13 protein-coding genes are annotated in these 11,880 nt (G+C 55.1%); 8 read left to right on the forward strand and 5 right to left on the reverse strand.

Translation table 11 applies throughout. The features are described 5' to 3' along the window. The first annotated feature begins 21 nt into the window (after positions 1 to 21). Positions 22 to 1,236: an MFS transporter gene (locus ABLV66_RS15685; protein ID WP_047046896.1), complete on the forward strand. Its 1,215-nt coding sequence runs from the start codon at positions 22 to 24 to the stop codon at positions 1,234 to 1,236. A gap of 55 nt (positions 1,237 to 1,291) precedes the next feature. Here the strand turns inward: ABLV66_RS15685 and murJ are convergent, their stop codons facing one another. The 4 genes from murJ to rimJ form a co-directional block, all read right to left on the reverse strand. Next, positions 1,292 to 2,827, reverse strand: a complete 1,536-nt coding sequence (murJ, locus tag ABLV66_RS15690; RefSeq protein WP_015367200.1) for a murein biosynthesis integral membrane protein MurJ — start codon at positions 2,825 to 2,827, stop codon at positions 1,292 to 1,294. Between the two features lie 113 nt (positions 2,828 to 2,940). Beyond that, positions 2,941 to 3,864, reverse strand: a complete 924-nt coding sequence (locus ABLV66_RS15695; protein WP_348877151.1) for a Gfo/Idh/MocA family protein — start codon at positions 3,862 to 3,864, stop codon at positions 2,941 to 2,943. Between the two features lie 2 nt (positions 3,865 to 3,866). Then, positions 3,867 to 4,514, reverse strand: a complete 648-nt coding sequence (locus tag ABLV66_RS15700) for a YceH family protein (RefSeq protein WP_045393656.1) — start codon at positions 4,512 to 4,514, stop codon at positions 3,867 to 3,869. 9 nt (positions 4,515 to 4,523) lie between these two features. Beyond that, positions 4,524 to 5,108, reverse strand: a complete 585-nt coding sequence (gene rimJ / locus ABLV66_RS15705; protein WP_045393654.1) for a ribosomal protein S5-alanine N-acetyltransferase — start codon at positions 5,106 to 5,108, stop codon at positions 4,524 to 4,526. Positions 5,109 to 5,335: 227 nt separating this feature from the next. On the opposite strand from rimJ, the gene mdtH reads away from it, so the two are divergent. The 7 genes from mdtH (at position 5,336) to ABLV66_RS15740 (ending at position 10,689) form a co-directional block, all read left to right on the forward strand. Continuing rightward, the gene (gene mdtH / locus ABLV66_RS15710; RefSeq protein ID WP_045393652.1) at positions 5,336 to 6,544 is read left to right on the forward strand and encodes a multidrug efflux MFS transporter MdtH; all 1,209 of its coding nucleotides are present in this window, start codon (positions 5,336 to 5,338) and stop codon (positions 6,542 to 6,544) included. 114 nt (positions 6,545 to 6,658) lie between these two features. After that, complete coding sequence (locus ABLV66_RS15715; RefSeq protein WP_015367205.1) at positions 6,659 to 7,219, forward strand: lipoprotein; 561 nt, start codon at positions 6,659 to 6,661, stop codon at positions 7,217 to 7,219. A gap of 130 nt (positions 7,220 to 7,349) precedes the next feature. Beyond that, the gene (pyrC, locus tag ABLV66_RS15720; RefSeq protein ID WP_348877152.1) at positions 7,350 to 8,396 is read left to right on the forward strand and encodes a dihydroorotase; all 1,047 of its coding nucleotides are present in this window, start codon (positions 7,350 to 7,352) and stop codon (positions 8,394 to 8,396) included. A gap of 73 nt (positions 8,397 to 8,469) precedes the next feature. Then, positions 8,470 to 8,715, forward strand: coding sequence for a DNA damage-inducible protein I (dinI, locus tag ABLV66_RS15725; protein ID WP_045393647.1), 246 nt, complete (start codon positions 8,470 to 8,472; stop codon positions 8,713 to 8,715). Between the two features lie 304 nt (positions 8,716 to 9,019). Beyond that, positions 9,020 to 9,274: a biofilm formation regulator BssS gene (bssS, locus tag ABLV66_RS15730; protein ID WP_045393644.1), complete on the forward strand. Its 255-nt coding sequence runs from the start codon at positions 9,020 to 9,022 to the stop codon at positions 9,272 to 9,274. Positions 9,275 to 9,398: 124 nt separating this feature from the next. Beyond that, a complete protein-coding gene (gene solA / locus ABLV66_RS15735; RefSeq protein WP_045393642.1) occupies positions 9,399 to 10,517 on the forward strand; it encodes an N-methyl-L-tryptophan oxidase in 1,119 nt (372 codons plus the stop codon). Positions 10,518 to 10,575: 58 nt separating this feature from the next. After that, complete coding sequence (locus ABLV66_RS15740) at positions 10,576 to 10,689, forward strand: DUF2770 family protein (RefSeq protein WP_064571551.1); 114 nt, start codon at positions 10,576 to 10,578, stop codon at positions 10,687 to 10,689. Here the strand turns inward: ABLV66_RS15740 and trhO are convergent. Continuing rightward, entirely contained in the window at positions 10,675 to 11,739 is a 1,065-nt protein-coding gene (trhO, locus tag ABLV66_RS15745; RefSeq protein WP_049061350.1) for an oxygen-dependent tRNA uridine(34) hydroxylase TrhO, read from the reverse strand. The genes ABLV66_RS15740 and trhO overlap by 15 nt on opposite strands. Positions 11,740 to 11,880 lie beyond the last annotated feature (141 nt).

An 11,880-nucleotide genomic window follows, 5' to 3' on the forward strand; every position in this document is an offset into this window, starting at 1 on the left:
CGCATTTACGAGGGCATTACTATGACACCGCTTCCTTTATCCACCCGCCAGGCCGGCTGGGTTATATTTATTCTCGCGCTCGGCGCAGGCTTTAGCGTCGCATCCATCTACTACGCCCAGCCGCTGCTGCCATTAATCGGCGCCAACCTGCATCTCAGCGTTGAAGGAATGGGGCTGGTGCCCACGTTGACCCAGGCAGGCTATGCATTGGGAATATTATTCCTGCTGCCGCTCGGCGATCGCCACGATCGCCGAACGCTTATCCTGCTGAAAAGCGCCGTACTGGCGGCGCTGTTACTGCTCTGCAGCCTGACCGGACAACTGACCTCGCTGCTGGTCGTCAGCCTGCTGATCGGCATGGCGGCGACCATGGCGCAGGATATTGTCCCGGCAGCGGCCATTCTTGCGCCGGCGGGCAAACAGGGGAAAATGGTCGGTACGGTGATGACCGGCCTGCTACTGGGGATCCTACTTTCGCGTACCGTCAGCGGGCTGGTCGGCGCGCTATTTGGCTGGCGGGTCATGTACCAGGCTGCGGCAGTCAGTATCGCTTTCATCGGCCTGTTAATGTGGCGTGTTCTGCCGCGTTTTGAGATCCACTCTACCCTCAGTTATCCGCAGTTGATGAGGTCGATGGCCCATCTGTGGCAACGCTATCCCGCGCTGCGCCGCGCGGCATTCGCCCAGGGCTTTTTATCTATCGCCTTTAGCGCGTTCTGGTCGACGCTGGCGGTGATGCTCGCCGAACATTACCAGATGGGTAGCGCGGTCGCCGGCGGCTTCGGTATCGCGGGCGCGGCAGGCGCCCTGGCGGCACCGCTGGCAGGCGGTCTGGCGGATAAAGTTGGCGCGGGGAGAGTCACCCAGCTCGGCGCGGCATTCGTCACCGTCTCCTTTGCCCTGATGTTGTTGCTGCCCGCCCTGCCGGTACATGGCCAACTGGCGCTGATTGCGTTATCGGCTATCGGTTTTGACCTTGGTCTGCAATCAAGCCTGGTGGCGCATCAAAATCTGGTTTACAGCCTGGAGCCCCAAGCCCGCGGCAGGCTTAACGCCTTGCTGTTTACCGTGGTCTTCATCGGTATGGCTCTGGGTTCGGTGCTGGGAAGTAAACTGTACGTGCTGGCTGGCTGGAATGGCGTGGTGATTCTGGCGGTGAGCAGCGGCGCGATTGCTCTGATTATCCGCCTGCTGGAAAATGCCCGTCTACAGGCCGCTGACCGCGCCGTGAGATAAAAAAACCCGCTCCGCATAGCGGAACGGGTTAGTCAGGCCCGACGTAGCGATGAACTTAAATCGTGCGGCGGGCAAACTCTTTCAGACGGAAACCGAGCAGCAGCAAGGTTGCGAAATAGGCGACTACGCCGGCCACCACCACTACCATCAGGCGCATCAGACGGAACGGCATCGTCCCCTGCGACCACTCCGGCATCAGATACATCACGCCGACGAGCGCTGCCGCCATGACCAGCACCGCGATGACCAGACGCAGCAGGAAGACGAACCACCCCGGCTGCGGGGTGAAGATTTTCTGCTTACGCAGTTGCCAGTAAAGCAGCGCGGCGTTCAGACAAGCGGCCAGACCAATAGACAGCGACAAGCCGGCATGCTTCAACGGGCCAATAAACGCCAGGTTCATCACCTGGGTCATTATCAGAGTAACAATGGCGATTTTAACCGGCGTCTTGATATCCTGGCGCGAGTAAAAGCCCGGCGCCAGCACCTTCACCACGATAAGCCCCATCAGCCCAACCGAATAAGCCACCAGCGCGCGTTGAGTCATCGCCGCATCGAAAGCGTTGAACTTACCGTACTGGAATAGCGATACCGTCAGCGGCTTAGCGAGAATGCCTAAGGCCACCGCGCTTGGCAAGGCCAGCAGGAAACACAGGCGCAGCCCCCAATCCATCAGTCGGCAGTACTCATCATGATTGCCGCTGGCGAAACTTTTTGATAGCGATGGCAACAGGATAGTCCCCAGCGCCACGCCCAACACGCCGGAGGGGAACTCCATCAGACGGTCGGCATAATACATCCAGGAGACCGAACCTGAGACCAGGAAGGAGGCGAAAATGGTATTGATAATCAGCGAAATCTGGCTGACGGAGACGCCGAGGATCGCCGGCCCCATCTGCTTAACCACGCGAATCGCCCCGGCATCTTTCAGATTAACCCGCGGCAGTACCAGCATACCGATTTTTTTCAGATGCGGCAGTTGATACGCCAGTTGCAGGATACCGCCAACCGTAACCGCCCAGGCCATCGCCAGCATTGGCGGATGAAAATAAGGCGCGGCAAACAGAGCAAAACCAATCATGCTGACGTTGAGGAAGGTCGGCGCAAAGGCGGGAACCGAGAAGCGGTTCCAGGTGTTAAGGATCGCCCCCACCAGCGATGCCAGCGAGATCAACAATATATAGGGGAAGGTGATACGCAGCAGCTGGGTGGTTAAGGCAAACTTATCCGGCGTATCGGCAAAGCCCGGTGCGGTAACGGTAATCACCCACGGCGCAGCCAGCATCCCCGCCACCGTGACCAGCGCCAGAACCAGGGTCAATAGCCCGGAAACATAGGAGACGAACACCCGCGTCGCGTCTTCGCCCTGTTTGCTTTTATATTCAGCGAGGATCGGCACAAAGGCCTGAGAAAAGGCGCCTTCGGCAAAAATACGCCGCAAAAGGTTTGGCAGTTTGAAGGCCACAAAAAAGGCGTCGGTCGCCATCCCGGCGCCAAAAATACGCGCGACGATAGCATCGCGGGCGAACCCCAGTACGCGCGAGAACATGGTCATCGAGCTGACTGCCGCTAATGATTTTAATAGATTCATTACTGTCTTATTCCACAACCCATGGAGTAAAACGCCCGCAAAAGCGGGCGCTGGAAAGTGGCGATAGTCTACCGGGTTCGCAATGAATTACTACTGTCAGTTGTTACAACCAGTTATTCGCTCATCGCTTCACGCCAGAGCTTTTCCACGATCCGCTGGGCTAAGAGCGCCTGCTCATCGGCGGTTTCCGGAACCGTCTGATTTTGCACGCATTCAATGAAGTGACGCGCGCAGCCGTCGAATCCACGCTGCTCAAGCGTTGTTTGCCAGCCGGGCGCCGGGCGCTGCAGGATACCGCTGCCCCGCTCTTCACGCCATTCGCGCATATCGCTCACCTCATACAGCCCGCCATCGGTCACCGCCTGTACCCACTCACGCTGGCTTCCGGCGCGACGATGCATGCTGGTCGTGATTTGCAGCTGCCCCGCGCTGAAGTGATGCTCGGCGTAGAGCATTTCCCCTTGAGAAGTGGTTTGCAGGACCCCGCCATTCACCCGCGCCTTATCTCCCGCCAGCCACAGCGCGGTATCGACAACATGCAGATAATCATCCAGCAGGGTGAAACGCAGCTCTTTGCCGACGCTATCGCTACGATGCTTATCCATGCGCAATGACGCCGCATCGTTGAGATGCGCTTTTAATTCACGATACAGCGGCGCAAAACGGCGATTGAAACCCACCATTAACGTTAAACGCCGACGCGCCGCCAGTTCAACCAGTGATTCGGCTTCGCTGAGCTTGTCCGCCAGCGGCTTGTCCACGCAAACATGAACTCCTGCATTCAGCAGATGATGCACCACTTCATAATGTGAAGCGGTTGAGGTATGGACAAATACCGCATCACATTGCGCTGCCAGCGCATCCAGAGACTCGGCATAAGGTAGGCGCCAGGTTTCACAGATGCGTAACGCTTTCTCTTTCCCCGGCGACCAGGCGGCCTGCAGCGTCCAGCCATCGGCGGCGCCAAGCACCGGCAGCCATGCCTTTTGCGCAATGCCGCCGAGCCCCACCACGCCAACGCGTAATTTTGCCGTCACAATTACTCTCCTAAGTGAGCCAGCAGTGAATCAAGGCGTACTTTGAGCTCAGCCACTTCCGCCTCCAGCGCCTCAACGCGCGCCTGCAGATCGTCATTCGGCGGCGACACGGCTTCCACGACGGTAATGAGCGAATCCATGTCATCACAGAACAGGTGCATATATCGGCTTTCGCGTTTACCCGGTTCGCGCGGAAGGCGCGCGACGTACGGGCCGTCTTCGCGACTGGCCAAATTGTCGAGCGTGCTTTCCACCTCGGCCATATCGCGGAATTCATACATCCGCTGCGCGCGGCTGCGCAGCTCGCCTGGCGTTTGCGCGCCGCGCAGCAGCAGCGTCGTGACGATGGCGACTTCCGCCGCTGTTAACTTGAGGTCGCCAAATTCGGAATTACAGAAGCGCTGTTCATATTTGGTCACTCGATTGCCAAAACCGCTTACCGTACGCAGATAGTGGCGTTTAACCAGTTCATCCAGCAAATCCTGAACATCGCTTTCCGCCAGCGACATCACCGGCTCGCGGTTGGTTTTCTGGTTACAGGCGGTGACCACCGCATTCACCGACAGCGGATATTGTTCGGGTGTGGTCACTTGCTTCTCCAGCAGGCAACCAATAATGCGCGCTTCATGCGCGGTTAGCTGATATTTCATGTTGTCTCCTTAGCGCCCCGGGGTCCAGTCAGTGGTCGTTAATGCCGTCAATACGTGATCTCGCCATTGCCCATCAATGAGGAGATAGTCCTTAGCGTAACCCTCTTTCTCGAAACCCAGTCGGGCGAGCAAGTCACCGCTGCGTTTATTGTGCGGCATATAGTTGGCCATGATGCGATGGATATGCTGCGTACGCTGCATATAGCGAATCGCCGCGGTCAGCGCTTCAAACATCAGACCCTGCCCTTGCCACTTTTCACCAATGGAATAGCCGAGATAGCAGGCGTGGAATGAACCGCGCACTACGTTGGAGAAGTTCGCTACCCCAATAATCTCTTTCTCATCAGGATCGAGCAGCGCGAAATAGAATGCCGAACCTTGTTTATGAAATTCCGTAATCATCGACAATCGCGCCTGCCAGCCGGAGGGATAACAGTGGCTTTCATCGCGCACCGGCTCCCAGGGTTTCAGGAACCCTTTGTTTTCCGCGTAGTAATCGGCCAGACGCCAGGCGTCACGATCGTGAACCAGCCGCACCACCAGCCGGTCCGTCGTCAAACGCACCTTGGGTACGTTACTGCGATAGCCAAACATTCCTCACTCCTGTTCCCTGCCCCAAACTGATATCTTTCACTATACCTTCCCTGAGTGAAGGTGTGAAAACAGCAACATACCATTTTCTGCACCATCTCCATTTTTCGATGAATAGCCTCAATCGATCTTGCTTTTTGATAAAAAAATATTGTCGCCAGTATGCTGGGAAAATAACCGGCGCACCCGCAGAATATCTAAGCTTATCTTTCTTTTTCCCTGGAGGGGAAATGTCCCGCGTATCGCAGGCAAGGAGCCTGGGTAAATATTTCCTGTTAGTCGATAACATGCTGGTTGTTCTCGGCTTTTTTGTCGTATTCCCCCTGATATCGATCCGTTTTGTCGACCAGATGGGCTGGGCGGCGCTGATGGTCGGTATTGCCCTCGGTCTGCGTCAGCTGGTGCAACAAGGTTTAGGCATCTTCGGTGGGGCGATCGCCGATCGTTTTGGCGCTAAACCGATGATCGTCACCGGGATGCTGATGCGCGCCGGCGGTTTCGCGGCGATGGCCGTCGCCCATGAGCCCTGGGTACTCTGGCTCTCGTGCATTTTGTCCGGTCTCGGCGGCACACTGTTCGACCCGCCGCGAGCGGCGCTGGTGGTCAAGCTGGTGCGCCCGCATCAACGCGGTCGCTTCTTCTCTATTCTGATGATGCAGGATAGCGCCGGCGCGGTAATCGGCGCCCTGCTAGGCAGCTGGCTATTACAGTACGATTTCCGTCTGGTATGCAGCGCGGGGGCGGCGCTTTTTATTGCCTGCGCCGCGTTTAACGCCTGGTACCTACCGGCCTGGAAACTCTCGACGGTCAAAACGCCGGTCCGCGAAGGGTTGGGGCTGGTGTTACGTGATAAGCGCTTTGTCACTTACGTGCTGACCCTGACCGGTTACTACATGCTGGCCGTACAGGTGATGCTCATGCTGCCGATTATGGTTAACGATATTGCGGGTTCTCCGGCGGCGGTCAAATGGATGTATGCCATTGAGGCGACAATTTCCCTGACCCTGCTGTACCCCATCGCCCGCTGGAGCGAAAAACGTTTTCGCCTCGAGCATCGTCTGATGGCGGGTTTGCTGGTGATGACGGCGGCGATGCTGCCGATTGGCTTAACCAGCACGCTACAGCAGCTCTTTACCCTGATTTGTATCTTTTATATCGGGTCGATCATTGCCGAACCCGCGCGCGAAACGCTGGGCGCGTCACTGGCCGATGCCCGCGCTCGCGGCAGCTATATGGGTTTTAGCCGCCTTGGCCTGGCCTTCGGCGGCGCGCTGGGGTACGCCGGCGGCGGCTGGCTGTTTGATGCCGGTAAAGTGCTCAGTCAGCCTGAACTCCCGTGGTTGATGTTGGGCATTATCGGCTTTGCGACATTCATTGCATTGTGGTGGCAGTTCAGCCAGAAACGGTCGGCTTCCGGTATGCTGGAACCGCGCATCTGACGCGCGGCCAAAGTGGTAATCCTTTTTTTCAGCATTTTCCGCTAGTACAAGCGGGGCTAGCAGACCATGCTGCTTTGTGTCAGGATTAGCCATGGCATGACGTTAAGGAACCCAATGAAAAAGATGTTGATCGCGGCCGCGCTGATTGTCAGCGGCCTTCTGAGCGGATGTAACCAGCTTACGCAATACTCGGTGAGCGAGCAGGAGATTAACCAGGCGCTGCAGAAACGTAATCACTTCGCCAAAGATATCGGCCTGCCTGGCGTAGCGGATGCGCATATTGAACTGCAAAACCTGACCAGCGCCATCGGTCGTGAAGAGCCTAACAAAGTGGCGCTGAGCGGAACCGCTAATCTGGATCTGAATTCGCTGTTTGGCAATCAGAAAGCGACCATCGACCTGAAGCTTAAAGCGCTGCCGGTGTTCAATAAAGAGCAAGGCGCGATTTATCTGCGTGAAATGGAAGTCGTCGATGCGAAAGTTAAGCCGGAAAAGCTCACCTCCGTGGTACAGACGCTGATCCCCTATCTGAATCAGTCGCTGCGCAGCTATTTCAACCAGCAACCGGCCTACGTTCTGCGTGAAGATGCCAGCACCGGCGAGGCCTTAGCGAAGAAATACGCTAAAGGCATTGAAGTGAAACCGGGCGAGATAATCATCCCCTTCACTGACTAAACGATAAGGGCGCTGAATATAGCGCCCTTAATTTTTTACGGAAATGAGTGCAAAGGAAAACGTTTACGCTTATCCTTAGTGCCCGGCAAAAAACAGCCCTGATGACTGAACCAATTAGCCGGAGCCTTCCATGACAGCACAACCCCAGGTATTGAAAATCCGCCGCCCTGACGACTGGCATATCCATCTTCGCGATGATGATATGTTAAAAACCGTCGTGCCTTACACCAGTGAGTTTTATGGCCGGGCGATCGTGATGCCGAATCTGGTACCGCCGGTAACGACCGTCGCTGCTGCCATTGCTTATCGCCAGCGCATCATCGATGCGATTCCCGCCGGGCATGATTTCACTCCGCTGATGACCTGCTACCTGACCGACACGCTCGACCCGAACGAACTGGAACGCGGATTCCATGAAGGCGTATTTACCGCAGCCAAACTCTACCCGGCAAACGCCACCACCAACTCCAGTCACGGCGTGACCAGCACCGATGCCATTATGCCGGTGCTGGAACGGATGGAAAAACTGGGCATGCCGCTACTGGTGCACGGCGAAGTTACCCACGCTGATATTGATATCTTCGATCGCGAAGCGCGCTTTATCGAGACGGTGATGGAACCGCTGCGCAAACGGCTGCCGGGGTTAAAAGTGGTCTTCGAACATATCACCACCAAAGATGCCGCTGAATACGTGCGCGACGGCAACGAACTGCTGGCCGCCACCATCACGCCGCAGCATCTGATGTTTAACCGCAATCATATGCTGGTTGGCGGTATTCGTCCGCATCTATACTGCCTGCCGATCCTCAAGCGCAATGTCCACCAGCAGGCGCTGCGTGAACTGGTCGCCAGCGGGTTCAGCCGCGCCTTCCTCGGCACCGACTCCGCCCCGCACGCGCGCCACCGTAAAGAGGCCAGCTGCGGCTGTGCGGGCTGTTTCAATGCCCCAACCGCGCTCGGCAGCTACGCCACCGTCTTTGAAGAGATGAACGCGCTGGCGCATTTTGAGGCTTTCTGCTCGCTGAATGGCCCGCGTTTCTACAGCCTGCCGGTGAATGAAAGCTACGTTGAACTGGTACGCGAAGAAAGTACCGTTGCCGAAAGCATCGCCCTTCCAGGCGATACGTTGGTGCCGTTCCTGGCCGGTGAAACCGTGCGTTGGACGATGAAAAAATAAAGTTTTTTGCCCCCTGTTGTAAATGCGCAAGCGTTACTGTATAAATAAACAGTATATTACCCAGGGGGCCATTATGCGCATCGAAGTGTCAATTGCCAAAACCACAGCCTTACCCAGCGGCGCGCTGGAAGCGCTGAATAACGAACTATCTAAACGTATCGCTCAACACTACCCGGAACGTGAAAACCAGGTCACGGTACGTTATGCCGCCGGCAATAATTTGTCGGTCATCGGTGGTTTGAAAGAAGACAAAGACCGGATTAGCGAAATCCTGCAGGAAACCTGGGAAAGCGCCGACGACTGGTTTATCCACGACTAAGCCTCCGGGTTTGCTTACGCAAAATCAATTTGCTCCCTCATTGTGCTTTTTTTTGCCGGGTCGCCCCGGCTTTTTTATCTCCGCTTATAACTAAGACTTTCCTTAATATCCTGATAAATTCCTTAAAAAATAATGAGACCCAGGACGAAACTCGCGCAAAAAACCGCCAATCAGAGCAAAATTTGTCTCTAATTATTTATTTTCTCGAGTTTGTACTTAACTGCTGATATAATTAACGTGCTTCAGAAAACAAGCATTAAACCTCGAGAATTGTTGTCTTTTAACATATGAATAAGGGGTTATGATGGAAAAGAATAATGAAGTCATCCAGACCCATCCCCTCGTCGGATGGGACATCAGCACCGTTGATAGCTACGATGCGCTGATGTTGCGCCTGCACTACCAAAACCCCACGCAAGAAAGCAATAAAGAAGCAGAAATTGGCCAGACGCTATGGCTAACGACGGATGTCGCACGTCAGTTTATTTCTATTCTGGAAGCAGGAATAGCGAAGATAGAATCTGGCGATTACCAGGAAAATGAGTATCGCAGACATTAGTATCACCGATGATGTCTAAATATTCACTGAACAGGCACCTGCGGGTGCCTGAATTATTTTTCGCGCTTGTACATCCGGCTGATGTTAATTACCCTGCTAATAAAACAATAACCCGGAACTCACCATGCAATACGACCTCATCATTATCGGTAGTGGCTCCGTTGGCGCTGCCGCCGGCTATTACGCCCGTCGCGCCGGTCTGAATGTCCTGATGACCGATGCCCACAAACCGCCGCACCAGGAAGGCAGCCACCATGGCAGTACGCGGCTGATTCGTCACGCCTATGGCGAGGGCGAAAGATACGTGCCGTTGGTGCTACGCGCCCAGCAGCTATGGGACGAATTTGCGCAAAGTAGCGGCGAGGCCGTATTCGAAAAAACTGGGGTTATTAACCTTGGCCCCGCTAGCTCCGATTTTCTCAATAACGTGGCTCACAGCGCGCGTCAGTTCGAGCTTAACGTGGAAGAGTTGGATGCTGAGGCGGTCATGAAACGTTGGCCGGAGATTCGTATTCCGCAAGATTACCGGGCTATTTTTGAACCGGCTTCCGGCGTGTTACGCAGCGAGCTGGCGGTAGAAACCTGGATTCGCCTGGCGCGCGAAGCGGGCTGCGCCCAACTGTTCAACTGCCCGGTTACCGCAATTCACCATCACACCGACGGCGTGACCATCGATACCGCCGATGGTAGCTACAGCGGCAAAAAACTGCTGATCAGCGCCGGAACCTGGGTAACAAAATTATTGCCGGAACTGCCCATTCAACCGGTACGTAAAGTCTTCGCCTGGTTCCAGGCCGATGGTCGCTATAGCGCGAAAAACAACTTCCCTGCTTTCACCGGCGAACTGCCGAATGGCGATCAGTATTATGGCTTCCCGGCAGAAGACAACGAATTGAAGATCGGCAAGCATAACGGCGGCCAGCTGATTTCCGAACCGGAAGAGCGGAAACCGTTTGGCGCGGTGGCCAGCGATGGCTCGGAGTCGTTCAACTTCCTGCGCAACGTGCTACCCGGGATTGGCGGCTGCCTGCACGGCGCCTCCTGCACTTACGATAATACGGTCGATGAAGACTTCATCATCGATACGCTTCCCGGTCACGACAATACATTACTCATTACCGGGTTAAGCGGTCACGGTTTCAAGTTTGCCCCGGTACTAGGCGAAATTGCGACGCAATTTGCGCAAGGCGAAACGACGGAGTTTGATCTGGCTCCCTTCTCGCTGGCGCGATTTTCACAATAATAGCCGGCCATAAAACAAAACGGCCTCAATCGAGGCCGTTTCATATCAGAGAGTGTGTATGCGTCGCCTGTATCACTGGTTAGTCAACAACGTGCGCGAGCACTTTATGATTTATCTCGCGCTGTGGCTGCTGCTAGCGGCAATCGACCTCATCTGGTTATGGTTTTACTGACGGGTCGGGATCCGGGATACCTAATTTGGTATTCAGACGGCCGCGGGATTTATTAAAAATCTTATTGCCATTCTCTCGTCCCGCCCGCAGTTTGCGCTGCTCCTCTTCCGGCAGTTTATGCTCTTCCATGCAGGCTTCGCTACAGCAACCGGCAAATTTCTCGGCACAAGCCGGGCACTGAATAAAAAGCAAATGGCAACCGTCATTCAGGCAATTGGTGTGGCTGTCGCACGGTGCGCCGCATTGATGGCAGTGGGCAATCACATCATCAGAAATACGCTCGCCCATTCTCTCGTCAAAGACAAAGTTCTTACCGATAAAGCGTACCGGTAAGCCCTGTTCACGGGCGCGTCGCGCGTACTCGATAATCCCGCCTTCAATGTGCCACACCTTATTGAAACCGCTATGTTTCATCCAGGCGCTGGCCTTCTCACAGCGAATGCCGCCGGTGCAGTACATGACAATCTTCTTGTCTTTATACTCCTGCATCATCTCAACCGCTTTCGGCAATTGATCGCGGAAGGTATCCGCCGGAATTTCCATCGCGTTCTCGAAGTGGCCGACTTCGTACTCATAATGGTTGCGCATATCGATGAATACCGCGTCCGGATCGTCCAGCATCGCGTTCACTTCCGCCGCTTTCAGGTACTCGCCAACGTCAGAGGGGTTAAAGGTCGGGTCATCAATACCGTCGGCCACAATACGGTCGCGGACCTTGAGACGCAGGACCCAGAAGGATTTACCGTCGTCATCCAGCGCGATATTCAGACGTAACCCCTTCAGCGCCGGGTCGAAGCCATCAAGAAATTCACGCAGCGCCGCGACCTTGCTTTCCGGCACGCTGATCTGCGCATTAATACCTTCATGCGCCAGATAGATGCGACCAAAGACATTCAGCTTAGTCAGCGCCAGCCACAGGGCATCACGGGTCGCTTTCGGGTCAACGATAGTGAAATATTTATAGAACGAGATCGTCGTGCGCGGCTCGGTTTCAGCCAACATCTGCGCCTTTAACGTCTCATTTGAAATGCGGTTGTGTAACACTGGCATGGTGTACCTGCTCGACATAGGAAATGAGTAAAATAAACGGCGGGCATCATATAGCAAACCCCGTAAATTTACATCCCTACATTTTACGCTACATTTCATCCACGCAATTTTCAGTCATTAACAATCATCTGCGGCAGGAGA

Source organism: Klebsiella sp. CN_Kp073, assembly GCF_040065495.2.
GTDB lineage: Bacteria > Pseudomonadota > Gammaproteobacteria > Enterobacterales > Enterobacteriaceae > Klebsiella > Klebsiella aerogenes.

Bases quoted from the DNA above. Each gene is read 5' to 3' on its own strand.
- ABLV66_RS15685 (WP_047046896.1), top strand. From the start codon at position 22: ATGACACCGCTTCCTTTATCCACCCGCCAGGCCGGCTGGGTTATATTT.
- murJ (WP_015367200.1), bottom strand. From the start codon at position 2,827: ATGAATCTATTAAAATCATTAGCGGCAGTCAGCTCGATGACCATGTTC.
- ABLV66_RS15700 (WP_045393656.1), bottom strand. From the start codon at position 4,514: ATGAAATATCAGCTAACCGCGCATGAAGCGCGCATTATTGGTTGCCTG.
- rimJ (WP_045393654.1), bottom strand. From the start codon at position 5,108: ATGTTTGGCTATCGCAGTAACGTACCCAAGGTGCGTTTGACGACGGAC.
- mdtH (WP_045393652.1), top strand. From the start codon at position 5,336: ATGTCCCGCGTATCGCAGGCAAGGAGCCTGGGTAAATATTTCCTGTTA.
- ABLV66_RS15715 (WP_015367205.1), top strand. From the start codon at position 6,659: ATGAAAAAGATGTTGATCGCGGCCGCGCTGATTGTCAGCGGCCTTCTG.
- pyrC (WP_348877152.1), top strand. From the start codon at position 7,350: ATGACAGCACAACCCCAGGTATTGAAAATCCGCCGCCCTGACGACTGG.
- dinI (WP_045393647.1), top strand. From the start codon at position 8,470: ATGCGCATCGAAGTGTCAATTGCCAAAACCACAGCCTTACCCAGCGGC.
- bssS (WP_045393644.1), top strand. From the start codon at position 9,020: ATGGAAAAGAATAATGAAGTCATCCAGACCCATCCCCTCGTCGGATGG.
- solA (WP_045393642.1), top strand. From the start codon at position 9,399: ATGCAATACGACCTCATCATTATCGGTAGTGGCTCCGTTGGCGCTGCC.
- ABLV66_RS15740 (WP_064571551.1), top strand. From the start codon at position 10,576: ATGCGTCGCCTGTATCACTGGTTAGTCAACAACGTGCGCGAGCACTTT.
- trhO (WP_049061350.1), bottom strand. From the start codon at position 11,739: ATGCCAGTGTTACACAACCGCATTTCAAATGAGACGTTAAAGGCGCAG.